The 15,504-nt window shown below is 39.3% G+C and carries 16 protein-coding genes; 11 read left to right on the top strand and 5 right to left on the bottom strand.

What is annotated here, in order from left to right; genetic code table 11:
- Nucleotides 1–36 precede the first annotated feature (36 nt).
- Genes murD through H153_RS0102720 form a run of 5 tightly spaced genes read left to right on the top strand, consistent with a single transcriptional unit; the run spans nt 37 to nt 4,863 of the window.
- Complete coding sequence (gene murD / locus H153_RS0102740; RefSeq protein ID WP_022846611.1) at nt 37–1,269, top strand: UDP-N-acetylmuramoyl-L-alanine--D-glutamate ligase; 1,233 nt, start codon at nt 37–39, stop codon at nt 1,267–1,269.
- Nucleotides 1,266–2,420 carry a putative peptidoglycan glycosyltransferase FtsW gene (locus tag H153_RS0102735; protein ID WP_022846610.1) on the top strand — a complete coding sequence of 385 codons (1,155 nt, stop codon included), beginning with the start codon at nt 1,266–1,268 and terminating at the stop codon, nt 2,418–2,420. Before murD ends, H153_RS0102735 begins: the two co-directional genes overlap by 4 nt.
- Complete coding sequence (gene murG, locus H153_RS0102730; protein ID WP_022846609.1) at nt 2,417–3,502, top strand: undecaprenyldiphospho-muramoylpentapeptide beta-N-acetylglucosaminyltransferase; 1,086 nt, start codon at nt 2,417–2,419, stop codon at nt 3,500–3,502. Before H153_RS0102735 ends, murG begins: the two co-directional genes overlap by 4 nt.
- Nucleotides 3,489–4,022, top strand: a complete 534-nt coding sequence (gene scpB / locus H153_RS0102725; RefSeq protein WP_022846608.1) for an SMC-Scp complex subunit ScpB — start codon at nt 3,489–3,491, stop codon at nt 4,020–4,022. The genes murG and scpB overlap by 14 nt, the downstream gene beginning before the upstream one ends.
- On the top strand, nt 3,991–4,863 hold the full coding sequence (locus H153_RS0102720) for a cytidylate kinase-like family protein (protein ID WP_022846607.1): 873 nt from the start codon (nt 3,991–3,993) through the stop codon (nt 4,861–4,863). Before scpB ends, H153_RS0102720 begins: the two co-directional genes overlap by 32 nt.
- A gap of 49 nt (nt 4,864–4,912) precedes the next feature.
- Here the strand turns inward: H153_RS0102720 and H153_RS0102715 are convergent, their stop codons facing one another.
- Genes H153_RS0102715 through rsmD form a run of 4 tightly spaced genes read right to left on the bottom strand, consistent with a single transcriptional unit; the run spans nt 4,913 to nt 9,731 of the window.
- Entirely contained in the window at nt 4,913–6,130 is a 1,218-nt protein-coding gene (locus H153_RS0102715; protein ID WP_022846606.1) for a phosphoglycerate kinase, read from the bottom strand.
- 57 nt (nt 6,131–6,187) lie between these two features.
- Nucleotides 6,188–8,476 carry a peptidase U32 family protein gene (locus H153_RS09825; protein WP_022846605.1) on the bottom strand — a complete coding sequence of 763 codons (2,289 nt, stop codon included), beginning with the start codon at nt 8,474–8,476 and terminating at the stop codon, nt 6,188–6,190.
- Nucleotides 8,477–8,479: 3 nt separating this feature from the next.
- Complete coding sequence (locus H153_RS0102705; protein WP_022846604.1) at nt 8,480–9,148, bottom strand: 6-carboxytetrahydropterin synthase; 669 nt, start codon at nt 9,146–9,148, stop codon at nt 8,480–8,482.
- The gene (rsmD, locus tag H153_RS0102700; protein WP_022846603.1) at nt 9,141–9,731 is read right to left on the bottom strand and encodes a 16S rRNA (guanine(966)-N(2))-methyltransferase RsmD; all 591 of its coding nucleotides are present in this window, start codon (nt 9,729–9,731) and stop codon (nt 9,141–9,143) included. The genes H153_RS0102705 and rsmD overlap by 8 nt, the downstream gene beginning before the upstream one ends.
- Nucleotides 9,732–9,794: 63 nt before the next feature.
- Here rsmD and H153_RS0102695 point away from each other — a divergent pair, with 63 nt between their 5' ends.
- Genes H153_RS0102695 through ruvX form a run of 6 tightly spaced genes read left to right on the top strand, consistent with a single transcriptional unit; the run spans nt 9,795 to nt 14,491 of the window.
- Nucleotides 9,795–10,421 (top strand): outer membrane lipoprotein carrier protein LolA, encoded by a 627-nt coding sequence (locus tag H153_RS0102695; protein WP_022846602.1) that lies wholly within the window; start codon nt 9,795–9,797, stop codon nt 10,419–10,421.
- Nucleotides 10,418–11,794 carry an FAD-linked oxidase C-terminal domain-containing protein gene (locus H153_RS0102690; RefSeq protein WP_022846601.1) on the top strand — a complete coding sequence of 459 codons (1,377 nt, stop codon included), beginning with the start codon at nt 10,418–10,420 and terminating at the stop codon, nt 11,792–11,794. The genes H153_RS0102695 and H153_RS0102690 overlap by 4 nt, the downstream gene beginning before the upstream one ends.
- A 44-nt stretch (nt 11,795–11,838) precedes the next feature.
- Nucleotides 11,839–12,600, top strand: coding sequence for a motility protein A (locus H153_RS0102685; protein WP_022846600.1), 762 nt, complete (start codon nt 11,839–11,841; stop codon nt 12,598–12,600).
- A gap of 3 nt (nt 12,601–12,603) precedes the next feature.
- Nucleotides 12,604–13,302, top strand: coding sequence for a flagellar motor protein MotB (locus tag H153_RS0102680; RefSeq protein ID WP_022846599.1), 699 nt, complete (start codon nt 12,604–12,606; stop codon nt 13,300–13,302).
- Nucleotides 13,303–13,311: 9 nt separating this feature from the next.
- Complete coding sequence (locus H153_RS09085) at nt 13,312–14,103, top strand: flagellar motor protein MotB (RefSeq protein ID WP_022846598.1); 792 nt, start codon at nt 13,312–13,314, stop codon at nt 14,101–14,103.
- On the top strand, nt 14,051–14,491 hold the full coding sequence (ruvX, locus tag H153_RS0102670; protein WP_022846597.1) for a Holliday junction resolvase RuvX: 441 nt from the start codon (nt 14,051–14,053) through the stop codon (nt 14,489–14,491). Before H153_RS09085 ends, ruvX begins: the two co-directional genes overlap by 53 nt.
- Here ruvX and mnmH read toward each other — a convergent pair.
- The gene (mnmH, locus tag H153_RS0102665) at nt 14,454–15,497 is read right to left on the bottom strand and encodes a tRNA 2-selenouridine(34) synthase MnmH (RefSeq protein ID WP_022846596.1); all 1,044 of its coding nucleotides are present in this window, start codon (nt 15,495–15,497) and stop codon (nt 14,454–14,456) included. The two genes, ruvX and mnmH, sit on opposite strands and share 38 nt — an antisense overlap.
- Nucleotides 15,498–15,504: the final 7 nt, after the last annotated feature.

Here is a 15,504-nt window from a genome sequence, read left to right as displayed (position 1 = left end):
AGAGCAATTATAAACTATTGCATACGAGGTCTAAAAATGGACGTTCTTATCATGGGAAAGGGTAAGAGTGGTTTATCGGCAGGAAAGCTTCTTGAAAAGAAAGGATACTCCGTTTTCTATTACGATGACAAGGGTGAAACTTTTGTTCCTGAAAATCCTGCATTTGTCGTCAAGTCACCGGGCGTTCCTCCTTACCATCCGCTAATTAAGTTCTTTAAAGAGAAAGGTGTCAATGTACTGGGGGAAGTAGAAATTGCAGGAAGATATTTGAAGGGAAAAGTCATAGCGGTTACTGGAACAAACGGAAAGAGCACAACGACGGCCCTTATATATCATGCTCTTAAAAAATTATGGAAAGGAAAAGTCTTTATAGGTGGAAATTACGGAATTCCTGTTTCCGATTTTGCATGTGAAACGGAAGAAGACTCGGTATCCGTCATAGAGCTTTCAAGCTACCAGATAGAAGACCTTAAGGATTTTAAGAGTAATGTCTCCGTGATTCTAAACATTACGCCTGACCATTTAAACAGGTATAGAGACTTCAAGGAGTACGTAAAAGCAAAGTTAAAACTGATAGAACATACAAAAGACAAGATTATCCTTAACGCTGACGATAATTCGCTCAAACCACTTTTAAACAGGAAAAATGTCCTATCTTTTAGCATGAAAAGTAAAGCTGACGCTTTTTTCAAAGATGGAAAAATATTTTTAGATGGCTTTTCTGTTACTATTTCTGAGCTTCCTGTAAAAGGTTACCATAATATTCAGAACATCATGGCTGCGCTTTTAGCTTTGAGAGTTTTTGGTATAGATGAATCAAAATTTCTTGAAGCCATAAAAGATTTTAAAGGTCTTGAACATCGGCTCGAATTTGTGAAAATTTTAAACGGCGTGACATTTATTAACGATTCCAAGTCCACAAATGTGGATTCTCTTGAAAAAGCGTTGCTCAGCTTTGATAAGGTTATACTGATAGCGGGTGGAAAAGACAAAGGAATTGACTTTTCACCAATTAGACCTATAGTGAAAGAACGTGTCAAAAAAGCATTCTTTATAGGGGAAACGGGGAAGCGGTTAAAAGAACTCTTCTCTGAAGTTGCAGAATCAGAGTTTAAAGCGACTTTAGAAGAAGCGGTAATTTCTGCATATAGAGCGGCTGAAGAAGGTGATACTGTTCTATTCTCTCCAGGTTGTTCAAGTTTTGACATGTTTAAAAACTTTGAAGAGAGAGGTAAAATTTTTAAACAAATTGTCGAGGAATTGAAATGAAGTCTGATGCTCTTGGAAAGGTTATTTTTGCAGTTGCAATAATACTTACGGTAATAGGTCTGATTTTTATATACACTGGAAGCTCTTACTTCTGCACAGTAAGCGGTAAACCTCCGTATTATCTGTTCATCAAACAATTAATAACGTTTTTCCTGAGTCTGTTTGCATGTTATGGAACTTACAGATTTTTTGATTATAAAAAGCTAAAAAATAAAAGATGGCTCTGGTTCGTTTACGGACTTACCGTTTTTATTCTCATTTCTGTCCTTATCCTGGGTAAAGAGGTGAACGGTGCCAGAAGCTGGATAAAAATTGGCGGAGTATCTCTCCAACCGGCTGAGTTTGCAAAAGTTACACTCATTATATTTGTTGCAGGCTATCTTGAAAGAAAATGGTACGAAATAGAAAACAATACATCGGTATTTGCTGGCTTTATGTTCTTTGTGTTTTTTCCAATCTTTCTAATCCTTGCAGAAAAGGATCTCGGTTCTGCCATGATCGTTTTCATATCCATCTTTGCAATGATATTTATAACCGGCTTTCGTCTTACATACATATTTACCCCACTTGCTATAGGAACACTTATGTTTGTCCTTGCCGTAATAACTGCACCTTACCGTATAGCAAGGATTAGAATGCTCTTTGATCCATTCGCTTTCTACAAAGCACCGGGAAAAAACGACAGTTACCAGCTTGTTCAGTCACTTGTGTCGTTTGCAAAAGGCGGTATAACCGGCGTTGGTATTGGTCAGGGACAGCAAAAACTTGCCTTTCTACCTTTAGCCTTTAGCGATTTCATTTATGCTCACATCGGAGAAGAGGGTGGATTCATAATGGCTGTTATTGTTCTTCTCCTCTTTTTCGCGATACTCGTTGTTGGTTTGATGATTGCAGACAAAACAGATGATAAATTGGGAAAATTCCTTTCCCTGGGATTAACACTTTACATATTCCTTGAAGCACTCGTTCACATTGGGGTTAACATAGGTGTTGTACCTACAACAGGAATCACTCTCCCCTTTGTCAGTCAAGGTGGAACATCTCTTATTTCAATGTACATAGCCGTAGGACTTCTGATGAGTATTGCCCGTTCTCTTCCTGAGAAGAGCCGAGTAAGTTTTGAAAAAATAGAACAGGGAAATTACAAATGAAAATTGTCATAGCGGGAGGAGGCACCGGAGGACACTTTTTTCCAGCAGTTGCCGTTATAGAAGAATTTGTTAAAACTGGTAATGAGGTTCTGTACATAGGAACAGAAAAAGGCATAGAATACAGGAAATCTGATCTAATCCCCTGCGAGAAAATCTTTATTAACGTTTCTGGCGTAAGAGGAAAGACTCCTTTAAAAATGCTTAAAGGAAGTTTTTCTTTAATCGCCTCAACACTCAAGGTAATCTCTATCATCAACCGGTTTAAACCAGATAGGGTTCTTATTTTTGGTGGTTACGTTTCACTCCCTGCAGGTTTTGCAGCAAAATTAACAGATACACCTCTTATAATTCACGAACAAAATTCCATACCCGGTAAAACCAATAAGCTTTTAAGTAAATTTGCAAGCAAAATCCTGATAGCAAACGAATACTGCCGCCGGTTTTTTCCTGACGGGGTTCTCACAGGTAATCCTCTGAGAAAAGAGATAAGAGAATGTAAACTTTCAAAAGAGCTCGCAAGAAATATCCTGAAACTTGATAGGGACAAATTCACTATTTTAATCTTTGGTGGAAGTCAGGGAGCACAGTTCTTAAACCAAATTACACCTGAAGCAGTTGCACTGCTTAAAGAGTTGATAAGCAAAATTCAGATAGTCCACATATCCGGTGAAGGAAAGGAGAAAGGATTAGTGGAGAGGTACAAAAACCTGGGCGTGAAAGCTTTAGTTACACCGTTTACCGAAAAACCATGGCTTCTTTATAAGAGTGCCGATGTCGCAGTTTCGAGAAGTGGCGCTCTTGCCATTTCTGAACTTTCTTACTTCGGCATTCCGTCAATCTTTGTACCTTATCCTTTTGCCGTGGATGACCATCAATACTTCAATGCAAAACCTATAGCTGACAGGAAGGGATGTTTTCTGGTAAGACAGAACGAAATAGACAGTAAAAAGCTTGCAAATCTTTTGAAAAAACTTTACACTGATGGAACTCTGAGAGATTCTTTTTCTTCTGTTATGAAATCATTTGCTATTCCCGATGCAACCTTGAAAGTGGTGAGAGAGACGGAAAATGCAGGAAGTTGAGAAGATACTTGAAGCTGTTATATTTGTTTCTGAAGAGCCGGTAAGTATTGAGGAGATTGCTCAGAAGCTTGAAATTGACATAGAAAAATTGGAGGAAGCTCTTAAAACACTGAAAGCAAAGTACTCAAACGGTGGCATCATCCTTAAAGAGATAGGCGGTGGTTATAAGTTTTATACTGCACCGGAAATTTCAACTTATGTCAAAAAATTTGTCGAAGATAGACCAATAAAACTATCCAAACACCTCCTTGAAGTTCTTGCTATAGTTGCCTATAAACAACCTGTTACTAAAAAAGAGATAGAAACAATCCGTGGTAGAACGGCAGATGGAGCTATAAAGAGTCTCCTTGAGAAGCGGCTTATCCAGGTCATTGGACGCAAAAAAGCTCCAGGAAGACCAAAACTGTATGGAACAACAAAGGATTTTCTTGTCCATTTCGGTCTCAACAGTATAGATGAACTACCGTCTGTGGAATTGGAGGAGATATTTGAAGAGGGAATGGATAGAAGAAGCAGTTGAAATCTTTTACGAAGACGAGGAGATTGCCGAGGAGATTGACGAAAAAGCTCTCTTATTTATGGAAGAAAAACTTCCAGCATTTGCTGAAAAACTCCCTGAAAGCTTGAGAGAATCAGACTTTTTTGAGATAATTAATATACTTAGAGATAAACTTATTGAGGGTGAAATAAACAGAGTTAAAAATATCCTGGAGGGAAAGATGGGTGTTGTTACGGTTACCTTCGAGTACGGTTCTAAAGGTCTTGAGTTTGCAAAGGAGTTAGCAAAACTCTCTGGATACGATGTTCTCTATAAAGAGATACTTATCCAGACCGCAAAAAGGTTAAATCTTCCAACTGATAAGCTTGAAGAGTTCGATGATTTTAACTACCTTGCAGCCAAGCTCTCACTTGCTGATTTTCTCCAGTTCAGCAGAAAGTTTCTTGATTTCTCAATATTAAAGGGTGAAAGCGAGGAAGAGAGAGAAGTTACCTTTGAAGAATTTAAAGAAATGCTTGTAAAAGTTGTAATGAATATGGCCTTCTCAAACAATGTCATCCTTGTTGGCCATGGTGCCTGCGCCATTTTAGCAGAGTATCCAAACACTGTTCACATTAAAATAGAAGCACCCATGGATTACAGAGCAAAGCTGTGCGCTGAAAAACTTGGCATATCTGTAGAAGAAGCAACAGAAAGGATTGAACAGCTTGATGAAAGAGAGCTGAAATTCTATAAAGATATTGCTGGAGTTGATATCAGGAAAATAGATCTCTTCCACACCAAATTCAACTCTGCAAAACTGAGTCCTGCAACTGCCGCAAAAGTGGCTTATGAACTTGTGAAAAGAATTGCAAACGACTAATCTATAACTACTTTAACTACTTGGATAGGGGGGCTTCCGCCCCCCCTTTTTAATTTCTATTAGAAAGAGCTATTACGCCAGGAAGTTCTTTTCCTGCAAGAAACTCAAGAAATGCACCACCACCTGTTGAGGCATGATCAACAGAGTGTTCAAGTCCCAGAAGCTCAAGTGCTGCAACGCTGTCTCCACCACCGACGATTGTTAGAGCTTCTTTTTTAGATGCAACCAGCTTTCCTATCTCCATTGTTCCAAACCTGAACTTTTCCATTTCGAAAACACCCATAGGGCCGTTCCAGACTATCGTCTTTGCATCTGCCATGGCTTCTTCAAAAAGTTTAGTTGTTGCAGGCCCTATATCAAGTCCCATCATATCTTCAGGAATCTCTTTAAAGGTTGTCAGTTTAACTTCAGTATTCTCTTTAAACTCCTTTGCGTTCATACTGTCAACAGGTATATAGAGTTTTACGCTGTTGTTGTCAGCTTTTTTCATTATCTCTTTTGCCGTTTCTATAAAGTCGTCTTCAACAAGTGACTTTCCAACTTCGTAACCGGCTGCCTTTAAAAAAGTGTAAGCCATACCACCGCCAATAAGCATCTTATCAACAACTTTCAGAAGATTCTCAATTACCTGAAGTTTACTTGAAACCTTAGAACCACCAATAATGAGAACAAACGGTCTGTCGGGATTTTCAAGAACCTTTTGAAGATATTCAATTTCTTTGTGGAGGAGAAAACCTGCAACGGCAACCTTCACAAATTTTGTTATCCCGTAGGTTGAAGCATGCTTTCTGTGAGCCGTTCCAAACGCGTCATTAACATATATGTCTGCAAGCTTAGCTAACCTTTTTGCAAATGCTTCATCGTTTTTAGTCTCTTCAGGATAAAATCTTACATTTTCTAAAAGCGCCACTTCGCCATCTGAAAGGCTGTTCACCGCATCTTCAACCTCTTCACCCACACAGTCAGGAATAAATTTTACAGACCTTTCCAGTAATCTTGCCAATCTTTCGGCAACAGGTTTAAGTGTGTATCGTGGGTCTCTCCCTTTTGGTCTGTCAAGGTGAGAGCAGAGAATAATCTTAGCCCCATGGTCAATGAGATAGTTGATAGTTGGAAGAGCAGCCCTGATTCGCTTGTCTTTCATTATCACACCGTTGTCTATGGGGACGTTAAAATCAACCCTCACAAAAACTTTTTTTCCCTTAAGTTCAGAAGGGGGAATGTCTTTCAAACACATTTTGTTAAACATGCTCTTACAAACTGTCATTCTCTCTCCTCCTAAGAAAGATGCTTACCGAATTATATTAGATTATTCGTGATTTTTTCAGGCAAGACCCCTTAAAACATTACCCGTATGGCCTGAGAAAACCTTTCCAGAGAATATTTTTTCCATATCCTTAAAGGAATATTTTTTGTAAACAAAGTCAAATCTTGGAATAAAAGAGGGGATTTTTCTGCGTATTTTATTTAAATTTAAAGGTTTATTCCACAGAAGAACTGTCCTGCAATTTTCAAAATGGATCTCAAAGTTGTCTTTAAACCTTCCGGTTATTTTGGTTATTCTGTAATTTTGTAAACACATATGAAAAGGAACCATATTCACCCCTGGACAGGTGGCAAAGACTTTATAGAGACAAACCTGTGACTGAAATAAAGGTGTATCCTGATAGATGGTAATAACATCAACACAATCTGAAAGTGAAATAATATTTTCCAATTCATCCTCAACACTTATTGTCAGGTAGTCCATTTTCTTTTTAAGAAAATTAGCACTCTCCCTGTTTAAAGTATAGAGTGTAAAATCGGCAAACAGATTGATATCTTTAAATTTCTCCACCATCTTTAAACCGTAATAGTGGGATACCAAAAAGTTTTTAATTCCAGCTTTAACTGCCCGTTTAACGAAAGAATAAAAGCTCTCTTCTTCGTAAGTTTTAAGGATCAGAGGCATTGCAACGCCAACAGAAATTCTATTTGCCATAAAATCTCTGAAAAGATTAAAGTTTGTGGTCTTCAAGAACACAACAAAAGGTTTTCCAATTGAAGCGGCAAACTTCAAAAATTCCGCAGCGTTTGTTTCATCAACGACAAATACGGCTGAAGGTTTTCTCCTTTTTAGATGAGTAAAGGCGGGCAACCTATACTCTTTTTTAGGGAAAAGCTCCTCCTCCACAATTGAAAAAATCTTCTTTCTAATACTTGAAAGTTCGCTCCGCCTTATAAAAAAACTTCCGTCAATTTTTACATTTTCGACAGACGCTGCAAAGGAAAAATTACCGCTCTTTTTAAACTCACCGGTGACATCATCAACAGTAATGGGATTTTTCTGCGGCGGCTCAGTTTGAACAGGAAAAACGTAACGTTTTTTCACCTCCCTGACCGGATTAAATACATCTACCGTGACGGTTTCTGAATTAAGCTCTATCGAAAGGCAAACTGTCGGTTTTAGAGGTGAAACATTATAATTCCTAACAGGGAAACGGTTCTGGACTTTAACAGAATGGACAAGATAGACAGAACTTCCCTTTTTAAATTTTCTTTTTGTAGAAATCGTAATCTCCCTTCCCCTTACATTTAAAACTTTCACAGGGACAGGTTCATTTTCCTCAAAAATCAAGATGCCGTCGTGTCTATTCAGAGGAAAGGATAACCTGTCAACAGTTATACGGTTACCTTTAGATTCCACCACTCTTCCAATAAATAGGCCGTAATTTCCCGGGAAAGAAGGATCAATACAGTTCTCGGGATGGTCTGAAGGAAAATAGCCGCTCCAGCGTTTTCTTGAAAAAACGATGGCAGAAAGTTTTTTAAATTCCTCTTTCTCAGATTCTTTCAGCTTTACCTTTCCGGCCGCTTCATCTATAAATTTTCTATAAACAGAAGCGTTAACTGCAACGTAAAGCTCATCTTTTAGCCTTCCTTCTACTTTCAAACTATCGATTCCGATCTCATAAAGCTTTTTAACGAAATCGAAGCCTGCAAGATCTTTCAGGTTAAATATGAAACCGTCGATGTCACCTCTAAAAAACATACGACATACCTGAGAACACCGTCCTCTGTTTCCGGAATTTCCGCCTATAAACGAAGAGGCGAAGCAGTACCCGGAAAAGGAAAAGCAGATAGCACCGTGGATAAAAACTTCCAGCTCAATAGTGGAAGATTTACGGATAATTTCTATCTCTTTTAAAGTAAGCTCTCTTGAAAGAATAACCCTTTTAAATCCAAAATCCTCGGCAAATTTAACGCCACTCACATTGTGAAAACCCATCTGGGTGCTCGCTATTAGAGGAACTTTGGGAAATTCCCTTTTTATCATAGAGGCAAGACCGATGTCCTGAACGATAACACCATCTGGTAAAAGATCATATATGCTATCAAGCGTTTTAAAGATGGTTTCCAGCTCGCAGTTTTTTAATAGTGTGTTAAAGGTTATATATAGCTTTTTTTCTCTGCTTCTTGCAAAAGCAAGTGCCTTTCGATAATCTTCTACCGTAAAATTGGAAGCCCCAGCCCTCGCATTTAAGTTTCCTATACCCAGGTAACAGGCATCGCCACCATAATCAAAGGCAGCAAAAGTGTGTGCTAAACTACCCGCCGGCAGCAACAGTTCCATTACTTATTCCGTGTAAGAAGCCGAAGACGTTTCTGTTTCCTGTATTGTTACTCTACTGCAGACAATACCCATAGGTTTAATACTTTCGTTGATAAACTTGAAAAAGAATTTAGCCATGTTTTCCGAAGTTGGCGATTCACTAAATATGGCAATACCGTCAAGGAGTCTCTGGTAAAAATCAATCTCAACCACACTCTTTTCAGAGAAAGCTGGACAGGAGAAGCTGTCAAACGTAAGGTAGTGGAAATTATCAAGAGGAACAGATTCAACGTCTATTTCTCCAGAGACAAAAGTAAAGTTTCTGTTTACACCGTAAAACTTTAGTGACGGTTTCATCTTTTCAATCTCTGGCAGGACGATTTTCCCATCTTCAAGAATGCCAAGTTTTTCAAGAAACATGATACTACCTGCGTCCTGAGAGCTTAAAATAAGTTTGTGATCAAAACACCTGTCAAGAAACCGTTTGAACCATGAAAGATGACCAAAATCAGTAACCATCTGAGACCTGTCAAGAGTATCTGAAGCAAGATATACAGTGAGTTTGTAGTTATGACCGTGGCCAGGAAGGCGACGACATTTTGGATATGTGTTTTTTGTCCACTTCGGATTTAATTGCTGAGAAAATACGGAATGAGCAGCTGAAAAAGTAAAACTTTTAGAGATTTCAAACATTGCTATCCTCCGCTTCCGGCTGGGAAAAGTTTAAAAATGTCAGCGTTGTTGTCCCGTAATGGCGCCTCTCAACAATCCATCGACTACCTTCCGGCAGAAAAGGATTTTTCTTCGGTTCTTCCAGCATTAAAAGACCATTTTCATCAAGAAGATTGAGATTTTTTACTAAATTCACAATTTTTGTGTAGTAACCTTTCTCGTAAGGTGGATCAGCGTAGATAAAGTCAAACTTAGCACTGCCTCTACCCAGTTTTTTCAGGGCTTTTACAAAATCGTCACATATAATCCTGTACTTATCAGGCGAAATACCCAGGCTCTTCAAGTTTTTCTTTATAAGCTCACAAAATCTTTTGTCAGACTCAACAAAAACAACCTCCCTTACACCTCTACTTATAGCTTCTATACCAACATTACCAGTCCCGGCAAATAGGTCTAAAAACCTTGTCCCCTCAAGGTACTCATCGAGAATAGAAAAAACAGACTCCTTCACTCTATCTGTTGTGGGTCGTAAAAGCCTGGTGTCCTTTCTTTTAGGCATCGAATAAAGACGCCTTCCTCTATACTTTCCGCCGATAATTCTCATATATTTAGCTCCGTAACTGTTAGTCAAGTATAATTATACGGCATATGCATGGAGGAATGATAGATGAGAAAGTTATTATATTTCATGGTTGCTTTGGTACTCCTTGTAATCACAAATGCAGAGGCAGAAAACAACCTTATCTCATTTATTGAAGGTTTAAAAAGGATTCGTACGCTTGAAATCTCTTTTGTTCAGATAACAAGACTGGATCCGGATTTGAAAGAGAAAGATATCTACGAAGGCACAATATATTACAAAAGACCGTCAAAATTCAAATGGGTATACACAAAAAACTCAAAAATGGAAATCGTCTCTGACGGTAAAGTTGTCTTTACGTGCATTCCAGAAGAAAAAAAGCTCTTAAAAAGTTCCTTAAAAGAAGGGATTGATTACCTTCCCATTATCAGGATTCTCGAATCACCTCAAAAGTTTGGCAACTATTTCAGAATAGTATCCGACGCTAAGTTAAAGAATAAAGTTGCTTTCGAGCTTGTTCCACTAAAGGACAACGTAAGTTACAGGCAAATTATAGTAGTTTTCGAAGAGGACAAAACTGTTCCGTTATCCTTCCAGGTTTTAAATGACGATGGAAGCGATATTACCTACATCATAGAGAGCTGGAAGGAAAATGTTAAACTCCCCGATACCATCTTCAAGCTGGACAGATGCCATTTTAAGGAGGACAGATGAAGAGGAAGGATTACATAACAAAACATCTTAAGTCTCTAATAAGAAGTGAAAAAGTTAAAGACTCCATGGACTTTTGCATAAGTTATTCCTACGATGCAACACCAACCGGTGAAAGAGGTGTTCCAGATGTAGTGGTGTTTCCAGAAACTCCGGAAGACGTTTCAAAAATACTCACTTTTGCAAATGAAGAGCTAATACCGGTTTATCCAAGAGGTGCCGGTTCAGGATTAACAGGCGGCGCTGCACCGGAAAATGGCGGTATAGTTCTGACAACAGAGAAAATGAACAGAATCATTGATATAGATGAAGACAACTTAGGCGTCCTGACAGAATCGGGTGTCGTGACCTACACACTCCAGCAGGAAGTAGAAAAATTGGGGCTTTTTTATCCGCCGGATCCCTCAAGTTATAAATATTCGACAATTGGTGGCAATATTGCGGAAAATGCTGGCGGACCTCGATGCGTTAAATACGGCGTAACAAAGGATTATGTCCTTCAGCTTGAAGCAGTATTTCCAGACGGAACAATAACAACACTTGGTGCCAAAACAGTTAAAAGTGTAGCAGGCTACAACCTTAAAGATTTGATAATTGGAAGCGAAGGTACACTTGCCGTCATCACAAAAGCCTACTTGAAACTGATCCCTGCTCCAGAAGATGTGAGAACAGCAATGGCAATTTTTGATAATGTCGAAGAGGCAGCTCAAGCAGTCGCAGATATGTTTAAAGCAAAAGTGATTCCTACTGCCTTAGAGTTTTTAGATAGAAATTCTATCGTGGCCGTAGAGAACTATGCGAAACTTGGACTTCCTACAGATGCCGGCGGTCTTCTTATCATTGAAGTAGACGGATACAGAGAAATTGTTGATATGCTCATAGATAGAGCTTTAGAAGTGTGCAGAAAAGCAGGAGCAAAAACAATAAAGAAGGCCACTTCAGCAAAGGAGAGAGAAGAAATATGGAGAGCGCGGAGAGAACTTTCACCTGCAATCGTTCAATTAAAACCAAAGAAAATAAATGAAGATGTTGTCGTCCAGAGAAGTAAAATACCCGAGTTAATAAAAGGTACTTACAAAATAGCAGACAAGTACGATCTAATGGTGGTAAACTTCGGACACGCCGGTGATGGAAACATACATGTCAACTTTATGTTTGAACCTCAGGAAGCAGAAAAAGTTGAAAGTGCGGTAAGAGACTTATTCAGATTTACAATAGAACTTGGAGGTTCTGTTTCCGGAGAACACGGGATAGGTTTCATGAAAAAAGAGTTCTTACCTCTTGAAGTAGGTGAAGCAATAGAAAAGATGATAGCTGTTAAAAAGGCTCTTGATCCCAACAACATTCTTAATCCAGGTAAAATTTTTGACGTTTAAACCGATAAATATTTATAACTATTAATAAAGAACGGGGTGTTCTTATGGACATAGCAACGCTGATAGGTCTTGTTGCGGCTTTCCTGCTGATTGCTATCACAATATTCATCGGTGGAAGTGCAGGCGCTTTCATCAACATTCCATCTCTTCTTATTACAGTTGGGGGCGGCTTTTCAGCTGCAATGGCCGGTTTCCCGATGGCAGAATACATAGGAGGGTTAAAAGCTTTCCTGAAAACGATCAATCCAGGTATGCCGGATCCCCTTGAAACAATTGACTTTCTGGTAGAAATAGCAAAGAGAGCACGGAAGGAGGGAATTCTGGCACTTGAATCGAGCATTGACGATTTTTACGCCAGAGACCCCTTTTTGGGTAATGTTATGCGTATGCTGATAGATGGACTCGACATATCGGAGATTGAAAGCAACGCGGAAGCGGCAATGGCTCAGATTGAGCAGAAACTTTCGACAGAAGCCGCCGTCTGGGAAACACTCGGTGATCTTTTTCCCGCATTCGGCATGATTGGAACGCTTATTGGACTTATCCAGATGCTTCAAAACCTGAGTGATCCATCGGCTCTTGGTCCCGGTATGGCCGTTGCTATGATTACAACCCTTTACGGTGCTATCCTGGCAAACGTTCTCTGCATCCCGACGACTAAAAAATTGAAGTACTACAGAGACCTTACAATGACATTTAAAGAAGCCTACCTTATGACTGCTCAGGCTATTGAGAAAGGCTCTAACCCAAACATCCTCAAACAGAAGCTCAGCGGACTCTTTGGCGTTGAACTCAAAGAGGAGTAACCTTTGAGAAAGAAAAAGCAGGAATGTAAAAGCTTTCCAGCGTGGCTTACAAGTTTCGGTGACCTCATGTCATTACTTCTCACATTTTTTATTCTCCTTTACTCGATGAGTACGATATCACTTGAAAAGTTTAAACAGGTTATAAAAGGACTTACCTCTGCCTTTGGCGGAGAAGTTATCTTTCAAGAAGGCGGCATCCCTGGAGGAAGAAAGATAGGGGTAAATTTTCCAAAAATGTACCCTAAAATGAGAACGAGAGAAGAAATTGAAAAACAGATAGCGGAAATCCACAAATTGCTGCAAAAGAAAGGAATAAAAGCAAGTGTTGCAAAGTATGGGACAGAAATAAAAATAAGGATTAACACGGAAAAACTATTTCCCCCGGGAAGTGCTAAACCTTACAAGAGTGCTCTCCCGATAATAAAGGAGATGTGTGAAAAACTTAAAGCAGTTGAACTTCCGTTAAGGATAGAAGGATACACGGACAACGTTCCCATAAGAACCAAACTGTATCCTTCAAACTGGGAACTTTCAGCTGCAAGAGCTACTGCCGTGTTACGACTCTTCATAAAATGCGGTTACGATCCAAAACTGCTCTCTGCCGCAGGCTACGGACCTACCCATCCAATAGCACCTAACAACACGCCACAGGGCAGAGAAAAAAATAGACGAATAGAGATAGCCGTTGAACTGCCTCAATAGGGAGTAAAGGTGAGAAAGAAGAAAGAGGAATGTAAAAGCTTTCCAGCGTGGCTTACAAGCTTCAGTGACCTCATGTCACTGCTGCTTACGTTCTTTATTCTCCTTTACTCTATGAGTAGCCTTGACGTTTCAAAAGCAGCCAAGTTTTTATCTTACTTCCAGGGAGAAAGAGCAAAATACTTCAGGAAATTTTCAGTAGTTAAACCTATCAAGCTCTACACAAAAGATCTTGCGAGGAAGTTTGGTCGCATTTTAGCCAGACTCCTGCCGATATCAGGTTACCAGATAGTCGTCACAAAACAGTACGTAATGTTGAGACTTTTCAATAGAATTCTCTTCAAAAAAGATTCCATAGAACTTACTCCACAGGCGAAAAAAACACTTGACCAGATAGCTGAGACCATTAAGAAGCTTGGTGGAAATTACACTATCCGCGTTGAGGGATTCACAGACATTAATGCTCCAGAAAAGAAGATTCCAGGAATAAAAGATGCCTGGGACCTCTCTTTAAGAAGAGCCACAACGGTGGTAAGATATCTCATATCAAAGGGAATCTCCCCTGATCGTTTGACTGCAGTTGGATACGGTAATACCCGCCCTCTTTACGTGTGGAACAATCCTATCTTAAGAGCACGTAACAGACGTGTTGAAATCTACATACAGGTTGCCAAAGAACGGAAAGAGATCGAAAAACAGATACAAGAAGAATATCAAAGGTTAAAATACAGGAAAGAAGGTGTAATCACAAATGGGACAGCGAAAGAAGGAAAAGCAAGGAACGAGGCGGTATCTGGCCCTTGATGTGGGATTTAAAAAGATAGGTGTAGCGGTAAGTCTTTCCGGAGTGATTGCAAAACCAGAAAAAATTATATTCAGGAAAACAAATCTTGAAACGTTCAAAGAAATAGAAGAGCTCATACGGAAGCTGGGAATATCAACAATCGTCGTTGGTCTTCCACTTTCAGCTACCGGTGAAAAAACTAAAATAGCAGAAAAGATAGAAAAATTTACCGAGAAACTTTCCAGCTATCTGAAAAAAACTGATATTGATGTGGAAATCGTGTTCCATGACGAATCCCTCTCAACCGTAACGGCAGAAAACATTGAAACGCTTAAAAATCGAAAAGAAAAAGATGATGTTGCTGCAGCAGTTATCCTTCAAGAGTACCTTGATACAGCAAAAGATTGACAACTTTATCTTCAAGCTCTTTTACCGAACCAGCTGCCACTTTAATATCGCAGCTTTCTGGCATTGAACGTTTGTAAAGCTTATCGTAATAATACACCATAAGAAGCTCCACAGCTTCCCTGTATTTTCCCTTTAAAATGGCCGTTTCTATTTTTTTATATACTTCTGGCGAAAGGTATTTCTTTATCTTTCCTAAAGGTTTTAGATAAACTTCCGGTGGATACTTTCCAACACAGTAATCTTTCATGGAATATTCAACTCTAACTGAAAGGGGAAGCTTAACCATCACTTTTATACCCGTCTCCATCTTTCGCCAGAATGGCTCAGGAACAAAAAGTCTCCCTATTCTCTTGCTTTCACCCTCAACGATAATAAACTTTTCATTCTTCAACTTCCTGAGTTTCGCCCAAAGAAGAGCATCAAACATCTTTTGAGAAGGCTGTTTAAGACCTATATTTCCAAAAACGGAACCTCTATGACCGGCAAGCCCCTCAAGGTCAATTGCTGGAAATCCCTGTCTTATAAGATTTCTCAAAACGCAGGTTTTAGCACAACCGGTAGGACCGTAAATAACGTAGAGTCTTTTATTCTCAAGAACTTTCTCCATATCTCTAAGAATAAACTGTCTAAAAGCCCTGTATCCACCTTTTAATCTGAAGACAAATACACCTGCAAGGTTACAAAATGTTGCCACTGCAAGGCTCCTAAGCCCACCTCTCCAGCAGTAGATCACAATATTCTCATGTCTTTTTTTAATCTCTGCTATGGAAGAGACAATGGAAGGAATCTTTGGTGATACAATTTCAACAGCTTTGAGCCTCGCCTCTTTTTCACCTTTTTCCCTGTAAACTTCAGAAACGATTCTCTTCTCTTCAGATGTAAAAAGTGGCACGTTATAAGCACGGGGAATGTGGAACTCTTCAAATTCTTCCGGTGTTCTAACATCAACAAAGGTAAATCCCCTGTCTACTGCCTGTTCAATGTCAATTTCTTTGACCGTACTCACTTTCTCT

The sequence above is a fragment of the Desulfurobacterium sp. TC5-1 genome (assembly GCF_000421485.1).
In the GTDB taxonomy this organism is placed as follows: domain Bacteria; phylum Aquificota; class Aquificia; order Desulfurobacteriales; family Desulfurobacteriaceae; genus Desulfurobacterium_A.
The sequence above is the reverse complement of the archived record's forward strand: the minus strand, read 5'-3'. Positions and strand labels throughout refer to the sequence as shown.